Genomic DNA, 20489 nt, shown 5'->3' on the forward strand with positions numbered 1-20489 from the left:
GTCAAAAATTGAGAGCTTCGCGCAGCGCGGGACCGGCTCTGACACGCAGATCGAGATCAGCCTCGATGTGGTCGATGTGATGCAGCATCAGTCGGCTCACCAACCCGGAATCGCCCGCCTCGAGCGCGCCGACAATCCCCGTGTGCTCGCTATGCCCGCAGGCTGACACGCCAGAGCGCCCGTAGAGGGCGATAACGAGTGAGGAGCGCGCAACCAGTTCCTCCATAAAGCGCTGCAGGATGGCATTGCCGGCGACGGAAGCCAGCAGCAGATGGAAATCACCTGACGCCTTGATTTCGGAGCGCCGCGCGGTCGGACCGCGTTCGGCGATGAAGCGGCCCTCCTCATCGAGTTGGGCGCGGAAGGCGGCGATATCGGTGGCTGTGACCCGCCCGCAGGCGGCAATGGCAAGGCCCGGCTCGATCAGCCGGCGCGAGGCGAACACCTGGCGCGCTTCCTCGGGCGACGGGTTGGCGACGAAGGCGCCACGATTGCGCTCGGTGCGCACCAACCCCTCGAAGGACAGCATCTGCAGCGCCGCGCGCGCGACGGTGCGCGAGACATCGAACAGCGTGCCGACCTCGCCTTCCGACAGCTTGGTGCCCGGCGCCAGCCGGCGGTCGACGATGGCGTCCCGCAGATTGTCGCGGATCGCCTGGGCGCGATCCTGATTGGCGCTGTCGGCTGCGGAATAGATCTGATCGGCAATGTTCATGGCGACGATGGTTCCCACCCCCTTCTAGCGCGACTCGTCGTCTGCGCACGAGAGGCAAAGTGGACACGAAGCTAAAAAAGATTGCATACGATTCTTGTGCAAATCGCGCACAATCGCCCATAATTTGTGCAATGCACAAGGCAGCTCGCCGGATAGGCAGTGCTGCCGAAGCTTGATTTTTCAGACAATTCAACCGCTTGGCCGCTGACCCCGAAATTGGCACGCATGATGCTTTGGTTAATGCGACCAAACGGGGAAGCCTGAATGTCCAAAGCCGCCGAGATCGACATCGTGTCCGTTTCGAAAGTCTATGGAACGACGACTGCCGTCGAGGCCATCAGCCTGAAAATACCGGCAGGCACCTATTGCTGCCTGCTGGGTCCCTCCGGCTGCGGCAAGACCTCGACGCTGCGCATGATCGCCGGCCATGAAAGCATTTCGTCGGGCGATGTCCGGCTTGGCAACACCGTCGTCACCGACCTGCCGCCCGCCAAGCGGGGCACGGCGATGATGTTCCAGTCCTATGCCTTGTTCCCGCATCTCGACCTCATCGACAATGTTGCATTCAGCCTGAAGATGAAGGGGGTCGACAAGGAAAAGCGCCGTGCCAAGGCGCTCGATATGCTCAAGCTAATGCAGATGGAGGCCTATGCGACGCGACGCCCCGCACAGCTTTCCGGCGGCCAGCAGCAGCGCGTCGCACTCGCCCGCGCGTTGATCACCGACCCGGAGGCGCTGCTGCTCGACGAGCCGCTTTCAGCGCTCGACCCGTTCCTGAAAATCCGCATGCGGGCCGAGTTGAAGAAGCTGCAGACATCGCTCGGCATCACTTTCGTCCACGTCACCCACAGCCAGGAGGAGGCCATGGCTCTGGCGGATCTGATCGTGGTGATGAATGACGGTCGCATCGAACAGGCGGCACCTCCGCGCGATGTGTTCGAACGACCGGCCACGGCCTTTGTCGCGCGCTTCATGGGTGACCACAATGTCATCTCCGGCCGGGTCAGCGGCGCGCGCGACGGCATGGTCGTCTTCGACGTCAATGGCGGCACCTCGCTCGCCGCCTGCGGTCAGGGCCAGGACGTGGGGACGCCAATCGATATCGCCATCCGTACCGACCATGTGCGCATGGGTGAAGCGCCCTCGCCCGGCCTCGGCTTCACCGGCATCGTCTCCAACATCGAATATCGCGGCGCCACGGTGAAGCTCTCGGTGACCGGCGCAGGCGTCGACGACTTCACGGTCATCGTCGACGATTGCGACTTCTTCGCCAAACCCGTCGCCATTGGCGACGCCGTAACGCTCGCCTGGGATTCCGAGGATGCCATCGTCCTCGGGCGCCTTCATTCATGAATTCAACGAAGCAAAACAAAACAGGGGAATAGACATGACAAACACACCGCAAACCAAGACTGGCATTTCGCGCCGCTCGCTGCTCAAGACGGGCGCCGCCGCCGTCGGCCTCGCCGCAGGCTCCGGCGTCATCACCGGCTTCCCGACCATCTGGGCGCAGTCCAACATCACGCTGCGCCAGTTCGGCACCGGCGTGTCGAACCTCAACGCCATCGCCGACAAGTGCAAGGCCGACCTCGGCATCACGCTTGAGATGACGGCGACCGATTCCGACGCCGCCGCCCAGCGCGCCGTGACCCAGCCGGACAGCTACGACATCGCCGACATCGAATACTGGATCTGCAAGAAGGTGTTCCCGAGCGGCGTGCTGCAGCCGATGGATGTCAGCAAGCTGAAATATTACGACGAGCTGGTGCCGCTGTTCAAAACCGGCAAGCTGACGCCCGACAGCGTCATCGCCCAGGGCACCGCGCCGCACACGGTCGGCTATGTCGAGGCGCAGGACTCAAAGACCTTCGCCAAGGCCCCCACCAACTGGTTCACCATGGTGCCGACGATCTACAATGCCGACACGCTCGGCATCCGTCCCGACCTCGTCGGCCGCGACATCACCACCTGGGCCGACATCATGGACCCGGCCTTCAAGGGCAAGACCGCCATCCTCAACATCCCGTCGATCGGCATCATGGATGCGGCCATGATTATGGAGGCCACCGGCAACATCAAATATGCCGACAAGGGCAACATGACCAAGGAAGAGATCGACAAGACGATCGACTTCCTGATCAAGGCCAAGCAGGCCGGCCAGTTCCGCGCCTTCTGGAAGTCGTTCGACGAGAGCGTCAACCTGATGGCGTCGGGCGAAGTGGTGATCCAGTCGATGTGGTCGCCGGCCGTGGCCGCCGTGCGCTCCAAGGGCATCGCCTGCCGCTTCCAGCCGCTCAAGGAAGGCTATCGCTCCTGGGGCGGCGGCCTTGGCCTTGCCGCCCATCTCAAGGGCGCCGAGCTCGACGCGGCCTACGAATACATCAACTGGTACACGTCCGGCTGGGTCGGCGGCTATCTCAACCGCCAGGGCTACTACTCAGCCAACATGGTCTCGGCCAAGAAGTTCATGACCGAGGACGAATGGGGCTACTGGATCGAGGGCAAGCCGGCCAAGGGCGAGATCAAGGCGCCCGACGGCACCGTCATGGAAAAGGCCGGCGCCGTGCGCGACGGCGGCTCGTTCGAGGAACGCATGGGCAAGGTCGCCTGCTGGAACTCGGTGATGGACGAGGACCGCTACATGGTGAAGCGCTGGAACGAGTTCATCGCGGCGTAAGGAACAAGCGCCCCCTCCTCTTCACCTTCTCCCCTTGTGGGAGAAGGTGGATCGGCGCGTAGCGCCGAGACGGATGAGGCGTGCGGGACGGAGTGCCGTCATTGCCAAGCTGGAACACCCCTCATCCGACCTCGCTGCGCGAGGCCACCTTCTCCCACAAGGGGAGAAGGAAAGGCCGCTCCGCAAACCTGCACTGAGAGCATTGATGACCGTCGCGCTCGAACGCCCCGCAATCGCAGCCGCCACACCCGGCAAGCGGCGCCGCTTGTCCCTCAGCGCCGTCACGCCCTATCTCCAATCGGCACCGCTGGCACTCATCCTCGGCGCGTTCCTGCTGCTGCCCATCATCATGATCGCCGTCGTGTCCTTCTGGGATTACGACTTCGCCGCCATGTATCCGGATTTCCTGACGACGAACTATTCCGATGTGCTTGGCTCCTGGGTCACTTGGAAGACCTATCTCAACACCATCAAATTCGCAGCCATCGTCTGGGCGCTGACCTTGTTCATCGGCTTCTGGGTGGCCTATTTCCTCGCCTTCCATATCCGCACCACGGCCATGCAGATGGTGCTGTTCCTGGTCTGCACCGTGCCGTTCCTGACCTCCAACATCATCCGCATGATTTCGTGGATCCCGGTGCTCGGCCGCAACGGCTTGATCAACTCGACGCTGGTGCAATTGGGGCTGGTGCCAAAACCCATCGAATGGCTGCTGTATTCCGAATTCGCCGTCGTGCTCGCCATGGTGCATCTCTACACGCTGTTCATGGTGACGCCGATCTTCAACACGCTGATGCGTATCGACCGTTCGCTGTTCGAGGCCGCGCGCGACGCCGGCGCCTCAGGCTGGCAGGTGCTGTGGAACGTCGTCATCCCGCTGGCCAAGCCCGGCATGGCGATCGGCACCATCTTCGTCGTCACCTTGGTGATGGCCGATTTCTCCACCGTGCAGGTGATGTCGGGCGGCCAGAGCGCCTCGGTGGCGTTGATGATGAAGAACCAGATGTCGCTTCTGCAGTATCCGGCGGCCGCCGCCAATGCGGTCGTGCTGCTGGTGCTGGTGCTTTTGATGGTCGCCGGCATCCTGCGCATCGTCGACATCCGCAAGGAGCTCTGAGGTGAGCCACGAAAAACGCACCCTCGAATTCTATGTGCTTGCGGCCTTCTTCACGCTGTTCGTGCTGTTCCTCTACGGCCCGCTGTCGGCGATCCTGATCCTGTCTTTCCAGGGCGAGACCGGCGGCCTGACCTTCCCGCTCAACGGCGTGTCGCTGCACTGGTTCGCCAATCTGTTCGAGCGCCAGGCGGTCGGCGATTTCGGCGGCAGCTTCAAGCGCTCACTGGTGCTGGGCCTGATGGTGATGGTCGTCACCGTTGTGGTGTCGCTGCTGGCGGGACTTGCTTTCCGGCAGAAATTTCGCGGCGCCACCGCATTGTTCTATCTGGCGGTGGCCAGCCTCGTCGTACCCTCGATCATCATTTCGCTCGGCATCGGCGTCGTCTTCCAACAGGTCGGGCTCCGCCCAGCCTGGTACACGTCGGCCTTCGGCGCGCATCTGACCTGGACCTTGCCCTTCGGCGTGCTCATCATGTTTGCCGTCTTCAACCGCTTCTCGCCAGCCTACGAGGAAGCCGCGCGCGACCTGGGTGCGTCGTCGTGGCAGACCTTCGCCCATGTCGTGCTGCCGATGATCGCGCCGAGCCTGATCGGCGTCGGCCTGTTCGGCTTCACGCTGTCCTATGACGAGTTCGCTCGGACGCTGATGACGTCGGGCACCTTCAACACGCTGCCACTCGAGATCTATGGCATGACCACCAACGTCACGACCCCGGTGCTCTACGCGCTGGGCACGGTGACCACCGTGTTCTCCTTCCTGGTGATCCTGGCGACGCTGGGCGCTATCCTCTATGTCGGCCGCCGCCGGGCGAGAACGTGATCGTGCAGATACTGGTGGTGAACCCCAACACGACGGCGAGCATGACTGAGACGATAGCGGCAGCGGCTCGAGCCGTCGCCGGCGCCTGGACAGAGGTGGTGGCCGTCACCTCCTCCATGGGTCCGGCGTCTATCGAGGGCTATTATGACGAGGCGCTCGCCGTGCCTGGCCTGCTGGTGGAAATCGCTGCCGGTGAGCGTGCCGGCGCGCAGGCAGCCATCATTGCCTGTTTCGACGATACCGGCCTGGACGCCGCACGCGCCATGTCTGCCATCCCCGTTATCGGCATTTGCGAGGCCGCCCTCAGCGTCGCGTCATTCATCGCCCAGCGCTTCACCGTGGTGACGACCACCGAACGTTCGCGTGTCCCTGTCGAGGGACTGGTGCAGCGCTACGGCATGGCCGGGCGTGCCCGCGTGCGCGCCGCCGACATTCCCGTGCTCTCCCTCGAAGACCCGGCCTCGGGCGCGGTGGCGAAACTGCGCGCCGAGATCGCACGCGCCATCGAGGAGGACCGCGCGGAGGCCATCGTGCTCGGCTGCGCCGGTATGGCCGACCTGGCCCATCGGTTGCAGGAAGAGTTCGACCTGCCGGTCATCGACGGCGTCGGCGCGGCGCTGAAACAGGCTGAGGCGCTGATCGCACTGGGGCTCTCGACCTCGAAGCGCGGCGCCTATGCCAGCCCGCTGGCCAAGCCCTATCGCGGCGTGCTGAAATCCTTCTCGCCCGGAACTATCGCCGCGGAGTGAGCCATGAAGCCGACCATCCGTGCACTGTCGCTACAAGAATTGGCTGTTCTTATCGACTGGGCGGCCGCCGAAGGCTGGAACCCTGGCCTTGACGACGCCGCCGCGTTTCAGCCAACCGACCCTGAAGGCTTCATCGGCGCCTTCGTCGGCAACGAGTTGGCCGCCGCCATCTCGGCTGTCGCCTATGGCAGCACATTCGGTTTCATCGGCCTCTACATCTGCCGACCAGATATGCGCGGCCGAGGCCATGGCAAAGCGGTGTGGAGCGCCGGCATGGCCAGGCTGGCCGGCAGAACAGTCGGCCTCGACGGCGTCGCAGCGCAACTGGCCAACTACCGGCGCAAGGGATTCAGGCCGGCTTACGAAACTATCCGCTTCAGCGGCCGTACCGCGATCCCGTCCGTCCGTAGCGAAGGGATGCGCGTGATAACCACGCAACTCGTGCCCGACATCATCGCCTATGACGCCCAATGCTTCCCCGCACCCCGGCGAGCCTTCCTGCACCGTTGGCCGCAACCACCGCATGTCGGGTTCGCCGCGATCAGTTCACTCGGCACCATAGGTTACGCCGTGGCTCGTCCCTGCCGTTCGGGTTACAAAATCGGCCCGCTGTTTGCCGACGACACCGAGACGGCGATGCAACTGTTGGGCAGTCTGGCTGGTGCATGCCAAGGCGGCGACCTGCATATCGACGTTCCAGCCGGCAATATCGATTTCACCGCGGCGCTTGCAGCGATTGGTTTCACGCCGACCTTCAGCACCACCCGCATGTACAAAGGCCCGCCTCCGAACGTCGACTCGCGCCGAATATTTGGCGTGACAACCCTGGAGTTAGGCTAGATCCCGGCGCAGCCTGACAGGCTTGGCCAGGCGCTTGCGTTTCTTCACACCGCACAGCTGACAGATTTGGCTTTTTGGAACCGGCGCGCGATGGACTGGTGGGGCAAGAAACTGGCGGGCGCCGCCTAAGGTGAAGTGTCTGATGTCTCAGGCGGCGCTACGTCGTCCCGGCACGGGGTGTCCCGGCGTCTCATGGCCAATCGGCGTCACCAGAGTGAGGTCGGGATAGCCGCTTTCGATCAGCTTGACGGCGGCCTGCGCCACCTCGTCGTCGGCTTGCAGCACGGAGAGGAAGACCTCGGTGCTGTCGCCGACCAGCCGGCTGATGCCGTTCGCGTCGGCCGGTCCGCATTCGACAATGACCAGATCATAGGCGGTGGTCAGCGACTGCATGATGATCGGCAGCCGGTCGGCGGCGCGCATGGCGCGAACCGGGTCCGCGGTGCCTACGGGAACGACATGGCAGTCGGAATAGAGGTCGGCGTGGATGACGTCGCTGAACTGCGCTTCCGAAGCCAGCAGATTGGTGATGCCGGGGAACAGTCCGCTGTCCAGCATCGGCCGCGAGGCCGCACCCGACGCTGTGAGATCGAGCAGCAGCACGCGCAGGCCGGCGTCGGAGACCTCGCGCGCCACCAGCACGGCCGAGGCCGCCGCCTCATCGCCTTCCGGCGAGACGAAGATAGCGCGTGCAGCACCACTGGCGATCAGCTTTTCCGCCGCCTTCTCGACATCGATTTCGCCAAGGCTGGAGCGTGCCGATTGGGGCTCAGGTTCGGGTTCGGGGTCTGCGACCGCCGGTTCTTCCTGCGCTGTGGGTGCCGATTCGGTTACCGTCGCCTTTGGCTCCAGTTCGGATTCCATGGCCGTCCGCTGATCGTCCACGTCCACGACCGCAGCCGCCGGTTCCGGCTCGACAACCGGCGCCGACATGGCCGGCATTGCGACCTGCTCGATGCGCTCGTACCGGGCGCCGGGCGCCGGACGCATGGCGCGGCCCGAAAACAGCTCCTGCAGAAGCGTGATGACCGACATCAGCAGCAGCGAGCCGACGAAAGCGGCACCGACGATCGGGACCAGTTTGGGGAAATAGGGTTCCGACGGCACGCGCGCCTCGGAAAACACGCTGGCGTCGACCGGCAGATAGTTCTTGCGCGAGGACACTTCGCGGAAACTTGTCATATAGGATTCAAGCTGCTGGCGCCGGACGTTCGCCTCACGCTGCAGCGCATCCAGCTGGACCTGTTCCTCGCCGGCGCGCGACGACGCCGCCTTCAACTTGTTGACGTCCGATATCAGCTGGTTTTCGCGTGCCTGGGCGGTCTGCGCCTGCGTCAGCAACCCGCGCATGATCTTTTGGGCCTCGTTGCGAATCTGACCGTCGAGATCGGCAAGCTGCGACCGCATCGCCCGCAGGCGCGGATGGTTGTCGAGCAAGGTGGTGGAAAGATCGGCGATGTTGGTCTTCAGCTCGATCTGGCGCTCACGCAGCCGGCCGATCAAGTCGGAAGACAGGACTTCGGGCACGGCATCGAGAGAGCCGCCATTCTGCAAAGCCTGGCGCACCCTTTCGGCCGTCGCCTCGGCCGAGGCGCGGTTGGCCCGCACACGCGACAGCTCCGTCGACAGTTCGGACAATTGCTGTGTCGCCAGAACCGAATTGTTGCCGCCCATCAACAGGTCCGATTGGGCGGAGCGGAAGGCCGCGACCTTGGCCTCGGCATCCCTGACCTGCTTCTGCAATTCGTCGATCTCCGGCCCCAGGAAGGCGGTCGCGGCGGCGTTCGACTTGGTCTTGGCATCCGCCTGGTAGGCCAGGTAGCGGGCGGCAATGGCGTTGGGAACCTCGGCGGCGAGCTTGGGATCTTCCGAGGAAAATTCGATGGCGATGGCGCGCGTCTTTTCCACGCCATAGACGTTGAGATTGTCGCGCATCTTCATCAGCACGCGCTCTTCAAGCGGAATCTCTTGCGGGTCGCTTTTCAGGCCAGCAGTGACCAGAAGCCAGCTCACCGGCGACATGTCGAGCGCATCGTTGAATTCGGGCTTGTCGCCCAGGTTCAGGTCTTCAGCCACCTTATTGAGAATGTCGGACGAGGAAATGACCTGAACCTCGGTTGCCACGCCTTCCGCATCGAGCACAGGTTTGTCGTCGTCATTGGTGCCGGCAGGCCGCGTATAAGCCGATTCGCTCAGCTGGATTTTCAGCTGCGTCGTCGCCTTGTAATGCGGCGTGGCGAGCCAGGCGAAGGCGAAGGCGAGACCGGTGACGACGAGCGTGACCACAAGGATGCGCAGCCAGTTCCTCGCCAGGCTGGCGAAGAGCTGTCTCAGGTCGACATCGACATCTGCGGCCGCGGACTGAACGGACATGCATTCCTGCTCCGGAACATGAGTCTAGGAAGTACCGTAAACAACTATGGTAACTCAGGCGTTAAGATGGCGGTAAGCAGCCATTAGGGTTTGCTGACAGCGGGTAAACAAAGGCCGTGAAACTACTCGGCTTTTTGTCGATTGCCGCCAAATCGGCCACGTCCCTTTACCGGCCATTAACCCTAACAGGATGATAACGAACCCAGATCCTTAAGGTTTGCCGCCGCGTCATGGCGGCCACAGCGACGAAGGTATGTGTCCGATCATGAAAAGCGCTGCTGGTCTGTTTCGCGCTCTGCTGGCCTTGTCGATGCTCGCCGGCTGCTCCAGCTACCGGCCGACGCCGGCGGCCTTCCATGAAGTGCTTGACCAGCCCTACCGGCTCGGCGCCGGCGACCGTRTCCGCGTCACCGTGTTCGAGCAGGACGGGCTGACCAACACCTACAGCGTCGACCAGTCCGGCTACATGTCCTTCCCGCTGGTCGGCGCCGTGCCGGCACGTGGCCACACGGCCCAGCAGCTGGAAAAAGAGATCGCCGACAAATTGCGCCAGGGCTATCTGCGCGACCCCGACGTGTCGGTCGAGATCGACCGTTACCGGCCGATCTTCGTCATGGGCGAAGTGGGCGCGGCCGGCCAGTATTCCTATGTGCCGGGCCTGACCGTGCAGAAAGCGATCGCGATTGCCGGCGGCTTCTCGCCGCGCGCCAACCAGGAAAGCGTCGACATCACCCGCGACATCAACGGCAAGGTGATGACCGGAAGGGTGGTCACCTCCGACCCCTTGCTGCCTGGCGATACCGTCTACGTTCGCGAACGCCTGTTCTGACATCAACGTGGCGGACCAGCTCAGGATCGTCCACTGCTTTCGCTCACCCGTCGGCGGGATCTTCCGGCATGTGCGCGACCTGACGGAGGCGCAGCTCGCCGCCGGACATGTTGTCGGCATCGTCTGCGATTCAACCACGGGCGGCGAATACGAGGAACGCCTGTTCGACCAGATGAGGGACAGCCTGGCGCTCGGCATCCATCGCACGCCAATGCAGCGCCATGTCGGACCGGGCGACCTCGCCTCGGCCTGGCGCACCTATCGAATCATCAAGGAATTGCGGCCGGACGTGTTGCACGGACATGGCGCCAAGGGTGGCGCCTATGCCCGTCTGTTCGGCTCATTGTTGCGGGTATCAAGGTCTCGCGTAGCCCGCCTTTATTCGCCACATGGTGGCTCCCTCCACTATGACGAAACGACGACGACCGGGAAGCTGTTCTTCGCGCTGGAGCGCTTCATGGCGCGCTTCACCGACTGCCTGCTGTTCGTCTCCGACTATGAGCGGCGCACCTACCGCAGGAAGGTCGGCGAGCCGCCGATCCCCAACACGCTGGTCTATAACGGCCTGCGCGCCGCCGAGTTCGAGCCGGTGGTGACCGCGCCCGACGCTGCCGACCTGCTCTACATCGGCATGATGCGCGACCTCAAAGGGCCTGACATTTTCATCGAGGCACTGGCGATGGCAGGCCACCAGCTTGAGCGTCGCGTGACCGCGGTCATGGTCGGCGATGGCGACGACCTGCCGCGCTACCATGCGCAGGTGAAGCGACTGGGGCTGGAAAAACAGGTCCGCTTCCTGCCCCCAATGCCAGCCCGCGAAGCCTTTGCGATGGCCGAGCTGGTCGTCGTGCCATCGCGCGCGGAAGCCATGCCGTACATCGTGCTGGAGACGCTGGCCGCCGGCAGGCCGATTATCGCCACAGCCGTCGGCGGCATACCCGAGATTTTCGGCGAGGGATCCCCTGCCCTGATCCGTCCCGATCCGCGCCAACTCGGCGACAAGATGGGCGACGCGCTACGCGATCTCGACGCCTATCGGCGCGTCATGCCCGACACCGCAAGCCTCAAGGCGCGCTTCGGCGTCGATGTGATGGCCGCCGACATCGAGAAGGCATACTTCGCCGCGCTCAGCAGATAGGCTACCTTCCAAAACCACAGGTTGTCTCAAGGTTTTTTTAGCTCTCTTCTGCTATGGTCATGGCGGAAGCTTGTGGGAAACCCGATGAACGAGACCGACCCCACGCGCCGCTTTTCGGCCGATGCGGTGCGCAAATTCGACGGTCCTGCCGAGCCCCCCTCGCCCGGCGGCATGAACAGCGTCGCCCGCCAGGTCGCCTCGCAGTACCGGCGCGATACGATGTCGCCGGTCATGGTCAGCGGCGTGCTGCGCATCGTCGAATTCGCCTTGCTGTTCCTGTCGGGGCTAGTGCTCTACTTTTATCTTGTCGGTTTCTTCACTTACCTCGCCTGGCAGTATCCGCTGACCATCGCCGCCGACTCGTTCCTGGCCGTGGTGCTGCTCGACGTCTCCGACTGCTACCAGATCTCGGCCCTGATGCGGCCGGTCTCCAGCTTCGGCCGCGTGCTGATGGTGTGGGCCGGCACGTTCGCGCTGATGGCGCTGACGGCCTTCATCATGAAGATGTCGGAGGACTATTCGCGCCTGCTGTTTGGCACATGGTTCGTTGTCGGCCTGCTTCTGCTGTTCGGCCTCAGGCTGGTGATGTCGAAGCTGATCCGGCGCTGGGCGCGCGACGGCCGCATGGAACGCCGCGCCGTCATCGTCGGCGGCGGCAAGGCGGCCGAGATGCTGATCCGCTCGGTGGAAAAACAGCCCTACAACGACATCCGCATCTGCGGCATCTTCGATGACCGCGGCGACAAGCGCTCGCCGCCGATCGTGGCCGGCTATCCCAAGCTCGGCACCATTTCGGAGCTGATGGAATTCGCCCGGATCGCACGCATCGACATGCTGATTGTGTCGTTGCCGCTGACCGCCGAAACGCGGGTGCTGCAGCTGCTGAAGAAGCTCTGGGTGCTGCCGGTCGACATCCGGCTGTCGGCGCATTCGAACGCGCTGCAGTTTCGCCCGCGCGCCTATTCCTACATCGGCTCGGTGCCGATGCTCGACATCTTCGACAGGCCGATCAACGACTGGGATTCGGTTGCCAAGCGGGCTTTCGATATCGTCTTCTCGCTGATCGGCATCATCCTGTTTTCGCCGGTGATGCTGGTGACCGCGATTGCCATCAAGCTCGACAGCAAGGGGCCGGTGCTGTTCAAGCAGAAGCGGCACGGCTTCAACAACGAGATCGTCGAGGTCTACAAATTCCGCTCGATGTACACCGACCGCTCGGACCCGAGCGCCAAGCAGACGGTGACCAAGAACGATCCGCGCGTCACCCGCGTCGGCCGCTTCATCCGCAAAAGCTCGATCGACGAACTGCCGCAGTTCTTCAACGCGCTGTTCGGCTCGCTGTCGCTGGTCGGTCCGCGCCCGCATGCGATCGCGGCGCAGTCGCACAACCTTCTCTACAACGAGGTCGTCGACGGCTATTTCGCCCGCCACAAGGTCAAGCCCGGCGTCACCGGCTGGGCGCAGATCAATGGCTGGCGCGGCGAGATGGACACCAATGAAAAGATTCGTATGCGCACGGAGTACGACCTCTACTACATCGAGAACTGGTCGATGCTGTTCGATTTGCGCATCCTGATCCTGACGCCGCTGCGGCTGCTCAATACGGAAAACGCCTATTGAGCGCGATTTCCCATGAGATGCCGCCTTCGGCGGTCAACCCGCTGCCGCGGGCCGCGGTCAGCACGTTGCCGCCCCCCGCGGTCAACGCCAAGCTCATCGCACTGATATCTTCAGGCGCGGTGTTTCTTGGCGTCTTCCTCTCGGGCTTCGTCATTGATGAGCCGGCGCCATACGATCTCTTCATGGTCGGGCTGATCGGCGTGTGGGCGCTGTTTGGCCTGCGCATATCGCGAGCGGCGGCGCCGCTGCTGGTGCTGCTGATCACGATGAACATTGGCGGCATGATCGCCATGACGCAGATGGCCAATCTTGCCAACACGCCGCTCTATCTCGCCGTTTCGCTGTTCCTCGCCTTCACAGCGGTGTTCTTCTCGTCGGTAACGGCGGTGCAGCCCGGCCTCTACCGGCTGATCTTCATCGCCTATGTCTTCTCCGCGGTGGCGACGGCGCTGCTCGGCATTGCCGGCTATTTCCACGTCTTCCCCGGCGCCGAGATCTTCACCAGATACGACCGCGCCCAGGGCGCCTTCCAGGACCCGAATGTGTTCGGACCGTTCCTGGTGCTGCCCGGCATCTATCTGCTTTATCTCATGTTGACCGGGTCGATCGCGCGCATGCCGCTTCTGGCGGTGCCGCTTTTGATCATCACCGCCGGCATCTTCTTTTCGTTCTCGCGCGGCGCCTGGGGCATGTTCGCCGTCTCGGCGATCCTGCTCACCGGCGCGCTGTTCCTGCAGAGCAACAGCGGCAAGTTCCGGCTGCGCGTCGTCATCATGACCATCGCTGCCATCACGCTGCTGGTGGTCGCCATGATCGTCATCCTGCAGCTGCCGGGCGTCAGCGAGATGTTTTCCAGCCGCGCCCAGCTGGAACAGAGCTACGACACGGCGCGGCTTGGCCGTTTTGCCCGCTACACGATCGGCTTCCAGATGGCGCTCGAGCATCCGCTCGGCATCGGCCCGCTGGTGTTCGGCACCATTTTTGGCGAAGACACGCACGACATCTGGCTGAAGACGCTGATGGACTATGGCTGGCTCGGCTTCGTCTCGTTCCTGTCGCTGACCTTGTGGACGATCGCCGCCGGCTTCCGCATCCTTTTGCGCGACCGGCCGTGGCAGCCCTATCTCTTGTGCGCCTACGTCGCCTTCATCGGCAATATCGGGCTCGGCACCTTCATCGACATCGACCACTGGCGCCATCTCTACCTGCTGCTCGGCCTGATCTGGGGCGCGATCGCGCTGGAATACAGGCATCAGCGGGGATTGCAGGCGGTGGCCAGCGGCAATCCGCCTGATTGAGCCCAGCTGTGTTGAAGGTCATTGGATGCTTTCCGCTCGGCGCGCGGAGTAGTCCATTTAAGTTGTGGTGGCGGAAAAACGTCGCTAAGTGTGACTTACACTTCGAACCAATTTTGGCTGCTTGCCGGGCTGGATAATAGTCCGCGCTGGTGAGCTGCTATCAATCTGACAGGCCTGGCGATGTTGAGGGAAAGCTATTTCGAGTTCATGCTGAAGTGGTATGCGTACCGCCGGTGGCAAAGACCTCCGCGGCGACTGCGGCAGGCCGAATATGATTTCCATCAGATCATGAGAAAAGTTCCCGCCGGGAGCCTGTTCATCGACCTTGGCGCCAATGTTGGCGATGTCACGGGGCATGCCCTTGCCTATGGGGTGCGCGTGTTTGCTTTCGAGCCCGACCCCATTGCCCGCAAAACTCTCGCGAAAAGGTTTGGCGGCAATGATCGGGTGACAATCATTCCGAAGGCCGTCGGTGGATCGGCACGAAAGGCTCAATTCCATCAGCGGCCGGACGTCAATGATGGCCGCCGGACTGAATCATCATCCCTGATCCAAACGCACGAACACGAGAACGGCAACAGCTTTGAAGTTGAAGTGGTTGATCTGGTTGCGTTTCTGCAAGGTCTCGATGGGCCGATCGCCGTCGTCAAGATGGACATTGAAGGCGCCGAAGCCGAATGCATCGAAGCCATGCTCGATGCGGGCTTGCATCATTCGATCGGACAAATCTGGGTCGAAACGCATGAACGGTTCTCGCCGGAGTTGGCTGAGCGAATCGGCAAGCTGCGCGACCGGGTCGCGCGGGAAAATATCAGCAACATCAATCTGGATTGGAGTTAAAGCTCCAGTTCCTGCGCGGCGAAGCGATTGCTTTATCTCGCTATGCCGGCGACCCGCTCCGGGTACTGCACGGCCATCATCAGATTATCAGCGTGGTCGGCAAAAACAGCACTGACCTTTTCGGCGTTGAACCTCGCCCTTCTCTTGCGCTTCTCGTCGTTCAACAAAATCCCGCTGATGGCATCGAACTTGCGGCCGAGGTTCTTCAAGAGACCTCTCTTGATCGGCCAGCTGCGGCTGAAGCGTCCGGCCCAGGGCGTGCCTTTCGCCAGATCGCGGTAGATAGCCATGGCTTCAACCTCGACACCGATCGGCGGATGATCCCACGGCTTCCCCCATGCGAAATGGCGGGCATAGCACCTGCTGAAAGGGATCTGACTGGTGTAGTTGGTCATAACGTTCCAGAACGGGTGCATTGTCTGCCACCTGCCTTCGAAAGCCAGGTTCAACGCGCCTTGGTCCATCCCGTAGACCTGCTCGGAACTGAAGTGTCGCGCACGCTCCAGCAACCCCTCACGCCTGAGCAGTGGCATGTTGAATACAAGAATGCCTGCATTGAATTTCGGCGCTCCAGGCTGCATCGGCAGATGTTTCCTGTACTTCGTATCGAAATAGGTTTGCTCGTCGTGAGCCGCCAGCAACGGTGCGTTGAGCGGGCTGTTGCAGAGATCGGCAATCGATCGGTTGAAAAGCACGTCGGCGTCGGAATAGGCGATGCGGTCATATGGCTCGAATTCAGGCAATTGATCGGCAAACAGCCTGATGTAGGTCGCAAGCGTAGGATGGGTTCCACGGTTGAAGTTCGTCGCTTCCATGAATTTCGAGACATCGAGGACGCGAATCTTCCCGCCGAGCAAGCGTTCGCCGACAGATCGGTCTTCGCTGGGAATGACGCCGGTGTGCAAAATGAAGCCATCGACAGGGCCGGATAAATCCAACACACGGCGCGCCGCCAGGCAGGTATAAGGGAAATACCTCTGGTCGGTCGCGAAAAAGAAACATGACTTTAGCGACACAGTCTAACTCCCGCTGAACCTTACCGATTGAAGTCGCAGATATCGCGGATATCTCAGTCGAAACCGCCGAGGACTTCCGGAAACTTGACGGCCATGGCGCCGGCAAGAGCGTGCTCGGCATAGATCTTATGCACCTTGTTGCCATCATGCAGGGCTCGCCGCCTATAGCGATCCTTGTTTGGCAGCATTCCCACGATGCCGTCGAACCTGCGGGCGAACCGCCTCATGACACCCCGCTCGAAAGGAATGCGCTGCTGGAAGGGCTGAAGCCAGGGCGTATCCTTTGCCAGGTCGCGCCAGACGGCAAGCGCCTCAAGTTCCACATCGACCTGGTTTCCCCACGGCTTGCCGCCGGCAAAATGCCGCGCATAGGCCTGAGCGAACCGAAACTCTTTCGTGTCGTTTGACATCAAATTCCAGTTCGGATGCATCGTCTGCCACTTGCCTTCGAAGACGATGTTCATCGCATTCTGGTCGTTTATCTGCCGTTCGGCCGCAATCTGGCGGGAGCGCTCCATCAGCCCCTGCTGGCGCACACTCACCATGTCAAAAACCACGATACCGGCGTTGAAATAAGGAGCGCCGGGCTGCATCGACATCTTCTGCCGGTAAGCCGGCCGGAAGTACATGTAGTCGTCATGAGCCGCCAGCAGCGGGGCGTGCAGCTCCTGGCCGACCAGGTCGCCAATGTCCCGGTTGAACAGCACGTCGCAGTCGGTATAGGCGATGCGGTCGTAGGCCTCGAATTCGGGTATCAGATCGGCGAAGAGCCGAATGAACGTACCGACGTTGCTCTCCCGGAAACGTAGGCCCACCTTTTCCATGACCGATGACACGTCAACGAACTCGATCCGGTCCTTGAGCAGCCGCCGGGCGATTCGCAGATCATCTTCGCTTAGGCCGACATGAAGAATGAAACCCGGTGTGGCCGGGTCAGACACGTCCAATATTCTGCGCGTGGCCAGGCAAGCATAAGGCAAATAGCCTCGGTCCGTCGCAAGGAAAAAACAGGAACTTGCCACGCCGGGGCACCCTCAAACCGATGTTATCCCGGCACCCCATAGCGCCTTGGGGTTGCGCCGACAAGGTTGGATGTCAGCCAGATCTTGCCGCGCGCACAGGTCGGTCAGGCGGTACGGCGAGCCTCGTTCGCCCGCCCTGTATTTGGGAGGTCCGTGGGGTGGTCGCTGGGCAAATTGTCTCGCAGTCCGCCATTCCCGCTCAAAATTCCAGTTTGTCCCCTTCTACTCGAAATCGGGGGTTGCGCCACAACCACTGAAAATATATGGCTTTGCGCGGTCCGGAGTGTAGCGCAGCCCGGTAGCGCACTTGACTGGGGGTCAAGGGGTCGTCGGTTCGAATCCGGCCACTCCGACCATTTAAATCCTTGAAATCCCTAGTCATCGATCGTTGTCCGGCACCGAGCAATTCATGCTTTCAAAACACTTCGATTCGAACTGCCCGCTGGCCCAGATCCCAACTCTGGTGGTTTGGTCATGCTGAAAGAAAGCTATTTCGAATTCATGCTGCGCTGGCGGCTTTATCGTCAGTGGCGGCCCCGGCCGCACAGACAGGCCGAGTACGACTTCCATCAGCTGATGAAGAACGTTCCCGCCGGCGGCCTGTTCATCGACCTTGGCGCCAATGTTGGCGATGTCACAAGACATGCGCTCGACTACGGGATGAGGGTCATTGCCTTCGAGCCCGACCCTACCGCCCGCCAGGTTTTGACGAAAAGGTTTGGCGACAACGATCGGGTAACGATTATTCCTAAGGCCGTGGGTGGCTCGGCTCGAAAAGCTACATTGCACCAGCGGTCAAATGTCGAGGACCTCGGTAGGACCGAAGCGTCATCCCTGATTCAAACATCGCAACATGCGGCGGGAAACAGGTTCGAAGTTGAAGTGGTCGATCTGGTGCAATTCCTGCGAGGCCTCGACGAGCCTGTCGCCRTCGTCAAGATGGACATAGAGGGCTCGGAGGCGGAATGCATCGAGTCCATACTCGATGCAGGCATTCATCGTTCGATCGGGCAAATCCTGGTCGAGACGCACGAACGGTTCTCGCCAGACTTGGCTGCCCAGATCAACAGGCTACGCGACCGCATCGGGCGGGAAGGCATCCGCAATATCAACTTGAACTGGGGCTGAGCACCGGTTCGGCTCGACTTGCGCGCACGTGGTTGAGTTCAGCCCTTCGACCATTTCTAGACAGTCCCTGAAAGCTTTCAAATCCTCTGAAAGCTGTCGCTACTGGCACACGTCGACCCACTCTGCGCCAACGATCTCGGCCATGCGCTGGGGGCTCAGCCTTACGGCGGCGTTGGTGGCGCCGGCGGCGGGGACGACTTCATCGAAGACACGCAGCGAGACGTCGCAATAGACCGGCAGCGGCGCCGGCAGGCCGAACGGGCAGACGCCGCCGACCGGATGGCTGGTGGCGGCGACAACCTCATTGGCGTCAAGCATGCGCGGCTTGCCGCCGAAGCGGTCCTTGAATTTGCGGTTGTCGAGCCTCGACATGCCGCCGGCCACGATCAGCATGGTCTGTTCCCCGACGCGCAGGCAGATGGTCTTGGCAATCTGCGCCGGCTCCACGCCATGCGCCGCCGCTGCCAGCGCCACCGTTGCCGAACTGGCCTCGGTGACTAAAACTTCGACATCGGGCGCATGGGCAGCCAGAAAGGCACGCACGGTCTCAAGGCTCATTCTGGTGTTTCTCCTCCATTCGACCGCTCACGCTTTTTCCTGGAATTGCTATCGCCACTCGAACATGAAAAAGCTCGCCAGGGCAAACCATGGCGAGCTTGTCGAGAGACGCCTTGGCGTCGTCGTTTATGAAACGGACCGGTTTTCCACAGGCGTTGTTGGCGCCGGGGCATCGATCAGGGCCGTTTCCGGCAATTGCAATGCTGCGGCGATCCGGCGAAGTTTCGACGGATCGGTGTCCTTGCCGCTCTCTATGTCGGCAATCTCGCTGGTCGACAGACCGCAGGTCAGGGAAAGCTCTTCAATACTGTATCCCTTTGTTTCCCGGATGGCTTTAAGGCCGGGATGCTCAAGCGCAACATCGGCCGCCAGCCTGGAGAAGGGTTCGTGTTTTGCATTTTGGGGCATTGGCAACTCCATGGGGCTAAAGAGTTTTGGATCAAATGATAGGGTGTTGCCTGAGAGCCGGGACAATGCCCGCTCAAGGGCGATTTGCCAAGACCCAAACCGACCGTCACGGCATCGTGAACCGGCGTCAGGAGCCGCTGGCGCCAGGCAGATATGGGATCTCCGCCCCGATCCTCCCAATCAAGTTCTTTTGATGGGTTGCACGCCGAAGTGTTCAGCGGTTTCKGGCCGCTCGCGCGTTAGCCTGATGTCGCTGGCAACCGCATCGGACCAGCTTTCCCCCAAGAGGATCATACCCATGACATTGAAGACATCAGCCATCGTGCTCGCCACGATCTCCGGCCTTGCCGGCGCCAGCCTGGCCCAGGCGCAAGCCGCCGACGCCGTGCGCATTCGCGGCACCGTTACCGCCTTTGCCGGATCGACGCTGACGGTGAAGACCCGCAAAGGCGCCACCGACGCCATCGCGCTGGCTGAAGGCTGGAAGATTTCCGGCGTCGCCAAGGCTGACGCCGGGGATATAAAGCAAGGCGATTTCCTCGGCATTGCCTCGGTTTCAAAGGCCGATGGCGGCAACGGCGCGCTGGAGGTGGTGATCTTCCCGGCCGCGCTCAAAGGCACCGGCGAAGGCGACCGCCCGTGGGATCTCGAGCCCAACAGCCGGATGACCAACGGCACGGTTGCCGATGTCACCGAGATTGCGGGCCGCACGGTGACGCTGACCTACGACAATGGCCAGAAAAAGCAGATCGCGATCCCGCAGACGACACCGGTAGTGACCTTCGCGCCGGCCACACCGGCCGACCTTCAGCCCGGTGCCGTGGTCTTCGTCAACGCCGAGCGTGGCAGCGACGGCGCGCTGACCGCCGGCCGGGTCGTGGTTGGCAACAGCGGCGTCGTCCCGCCGATGTGAGCGGTTGCTGCGCCTGCGAAGACGCCAGACACAATCCAGAAACAAAATTCTACAGTCGGGAAAAACTGTCGAAAAATTCGGGGGCGATAGTCATGGCTGCGGGGTTGACGTCACCGATCTTGCTCGGTGGCGGTCAAATTCAGCCCGCGCAGAAAAGGAACGAAGTCATGAAGAAGTCCCTCCTGTCGGCTCTCGGGCTCGCTTTCGCCCTGGCTGTCTCGCTGCCGATCATCGGCGCCAGCAGCGCGGACGCAGCTCCGATGGCGAAGAAGCATCACCACCACCATCATCATCACTACAAGCACCACAAGAGGCATCACCGCCATCATCACCACCACCACCATCACCACAAGGTGGAAGCCAAGAAGGCCTGAGCCGGCCGACTTGCCCGATGGGAAGGCTGACCTTGGAGTCCTCGCCAAGGCCGC

Annotated in this window: 20 protein-coding genes and 1 tRNA gene; 15 read left to right on the forward strand and 6 right to left on the reverse strand. The window is 62.0% G+C overall.

The window, feature by feature from the left end; genetic code table 11:
- Window position 1 precedes the first annotated feature (1 nt).
- A complete protein-coding gene (locus tag AC1DYJ_RS21860; RefSeq protein ID WP_477284800.1) occupies window positions 2-715 on the reverse strand; it encodes a GntR family transcriptional regulator in 714 nt (237 codons plus the stop codon).
- 264 nt (window positions 716-979) lie between these two features.
- Between AC1DYJ_RS21860 and AC1DYJ_RS21865 the strand changes: the two genes are divergently transcribed.
- From AC1DYJ_RS21865 to AC1DYJ_RS21890, 6 genes are all read left to right on the forward strand, one after another.
- Window positions 980-2068 carry an ABC transporter ATP-binding protein gene (locus AC1DYJ_RS21865; protein WP_477284802.1) on the forward strand — a complete coding sequence of 363 codons (1089 nt, stop codon included), beginning with the start codon at window positions 980-982 and terminating at the stop codon, window positions 2066-2068.
- Window positions 2069-2102: 34 nt separating this feature from the next.
- Window positions 2103-3392, forward strand: a complete 1290-nt coding sequence (locus AC1DYJ_RS21870; RefSeq protein WP_477284804.1) for an ABC transporter substrate-binding protein — start codon at window positions 2103-2105, stop codon at window positions 3390-3392.
- A 205-nt stretch (window positions 3393-3597) separates the two neighbouring features.
- Window positions 3598-4509 (forward strand): ABC transporter permease, encoded by a 912-nt coding sequence (locus tag AC1DYJ_RS21875; protein ID WP_477284806.1) that lies wholly within the window; start codon window positions 3598-3600, stop codon window positions 4507-4509.
- Window position 4510: 1 nt separating this feature from the next.
- Window positions 4511-5329 carry an ABC transporter permease gene (locus tag AC1DYJ_RS21880; RefSeq protein ID WP_477284808.1) on the forward strand — a complete coding sequence of 273 codons (819 nt, stop codon included), beginning with the start codon at window positions 4511-4513 and terminating at the stop codon, window positions 5327-5329.
- A 2-nt stretch (window positions 5330-5331) separates the two neighbouring features.
- Window positions 5332-6078: an aspartate/glutamate racemase family protein gene (locus AC1DYJ_RS21885; protein WP_477284860.1), complete on the forward strand. Its 747-nt coding sequence runs from the start codon at window positions 5332-5334 to the stop codon at window positions 6076-6078.
- A 3-nt stretch (window positions 6079-6081) separates the two neighbouring features.
- A complete protein-coding gene (locus tag AC1DYJ_RS21890) occupies window positions 6082-6918 on the forward strand; it encodes a GNAT family N-acetyltransferase (protein WP_477284809.1) in 837 nt (278 codons plus the stop codon).
- Window positions 6919-7065: 147 nt separating this feature from the next.
- Here the strand turns inward: AC1DYJ_RS21890 and AC1DYJ_RS21895 are convergent, their stop codons facing one another.
- Complete coding sequence (locus tag AC1DYJ_RS21895) at window positions 7066-9291, reverse strand: GumC family protein (protein ID WP_477284811.1); 2226 nt, start codon at window positions 9289-9291, stop codon at window positions 7066-7068.
- A gap of 265 nt (window positions 9292-9556) precedes the next feature.
- On the opposite strand from AC1DYJ_RS21895, the gene AC1DYJ_RS21900 reads away from it, so the two are divergent.
- From AC1DYJ_RS21900 to AC1DYJ_RS21920, 5 genes are all read left to right on the forward strand, one after another.
- Window positions 9557-10120, forward strand: coding sequence for a polysaccharide biosynthesis/export family protein (locus tag AC1DYJ_RS21900; RefSeq protein ID WP_477426244.1), 564 nt, complete (start codon window positions 9557-9559; stop codon window positions 10118-10120).
- Between the two features lie 7 nt (window positions 10121-10127).
- Window positions 10128-11258, forward strand: a complete 1131-nt coding sequence (locus AC1DYJ_RS21905; protein WP_477284815.1) for a glycosyltransferase — start codon at window positions 10128-10130, stop codon at window positions 11256-11258.
- A gap of 84 nt (window positions 11259-11342) precedes the next feature.
- Window positions 11343-12878 carry an undecaprenyl-phosphate glucose phosphotransferase gene (locus tag AC1DYJ_RS21910; protein ID WP_477284817.1) on the forward strand — a complete coding sequence of 512 codons (1536 nt, stop codon included), beginning with the start codon at window positions 11343-11345 and terminating at the stop codon, window positions 12876-12878.
- A gap of 17 nt (window positions 12879-12895) precedes the next feature.
- Window positions 12896-14176: an O-antigen ligase family protein gene (locus AC1DYJ_RS21915; protein ID WP_477284862.1), complete on the forward strand. Its 1281-nt coding sequence runs from the start codon at window positions 12896-12898 to the stop codon at window positions 14174-14176.
- A 180-nt stretch (window positions 14177-14356) separates the two neighbouring features.
- On the forward strand, window positions 14357-15016 hold the full coding sequence (locus tag AC1DYJ_RS21920) for an FkbM family methyltransferase (protein WP_477284819.1): 660 nt from the start codon (window positions 14357-14359) through the stop codon (window positions 15014-15016).
- Between the two features lie 32 nt (window positions 15017-15048).
- Here AC1DYJ_RS21920 and AC1DYJ_RS21925 read toward each other — a convergent pair whose 3' ends face one another.
- Both AC1DYJ_RS21925 and AC1DYJ_RS21930 read right to left on the reverse strand, forming a co-directional pair.
- Window positions 15049-16032, reverse strand: coding sequence for a glycosyltransferase family 8 protein (locus tag AC1DYJ_RS21925; protein ID WP_477284821.1), 984 nt, complete (start codon window positions 16030-16032; stop codon window positions 15049-15051).
- A 53-nt stretch (window positions 16033-16085) separates the two neighbouring features.
- Window positions 16086-17054: a glycosyltransferase family 8 protein gene (locus AC1DYJ_RS21930; RefSeq protein WP_477426246.1), complete on the reverse strand. Its 969-nt coding sequence runs from the start codon at window positions 17052-17054 to the stop codon at window positions 16086-16088.
- 279 nt (window positions 17055-17333) lie between these two features.
- On the opposite strand from AC1DYJ_RS21930, the gene AC1DYJ_RS21935 reads away from it, so the two are divergent.
- Both AC1DYJ_RS21935 and AC1DYJ_RS21940 read left to right on the forward strand, forming a co-directional pair.
- Window positions 17334-17410: transfer RNA gene (locus AC1DYJ_RS21935), tRNA-Pro, on the forward strand.
- 118 nt (window positions 17411-17528) lie between these two features.
- Window positions 17529-18182, forward strand: coding sequence for an FkbM family methyltransferase (locus tag AC1DYJ_RS21940; protein WP_477426248.1), 654 nt, complete (start codon window positions 17529-17531; stop codon window positions 18180-18182).
- A gap of 99 nt (window positions 18183-18281) precedes the next feature.
- Here AC1DYJ_RS21940 and AC1DYJ_RS21945 read toward each other — a convergent pair whose 3' ends face one another.
- Both AC1DYJ_RS21945 and AC1DYJ_RS21950 read right to left on the reverse strand, forming a co-directional pair.
- Window positions 18282-18740 carry a YbaK/EbsC family protein gene (locus AC1DYJ_RS21945; RefSeq protein ID WP_477284827.1) on the reverse strand — a complete coding sequence of 153 codons (459 nt, stop codon included), beginning with the start codon at window positions 18738-18740 and terminating at the stop codon, window positions 18282-18284.
- Between the two features lie 126 nt (window positions 18741-18866).
- On the reverse strand, window positions 18867-19148 hold the full coding sequence (locus AC1DYJ_RS21950) for a helix-turn-helix domain-containing protein (RefSeq protein WP_477284829.1): 282 nt from the start codon (window positions 19146-19148) through the stop codon (window positions 18867-18869).
- A gap of 298 nt (window positions 19149-19446) precedes the next feature.
- Here AC1DYJ_RS21950 and AC1DYJ_RS21955 point away from each other — a divergent pair, with 298 nt between their 5' ends.
- The gene (locus tag AC1DYJ_RS21955) at window positions 19447-20061 is read left to right on the forward strand and encodes a hypothetical protein (RefSeq protein ID WP_477284831.1); all 615 of its coding nucleotides are present in this window, start codon (window positions 19447-19449) and stop codon (window positions 20059-20061) included.
- 167 nt (window positions 20062-20228) lie between these two features.
- Window positions 20229-20435 (forward strand): hypothetical protein, encoded by a 207-nt coding sequence (locus AC1DYJ_RS21960; RefSeq protein WP_477284833.1) that lies wholly within the window; start codon window positions 20229-20231, stop codon window positions 20433-20435.
- The last annotated feature ends 54 nt before the right edge of the window (window positions 20436-20489 follow it).

This window comes from Mesorhizobium sp. P2_B11 (genome assembly GCF_056404855.1).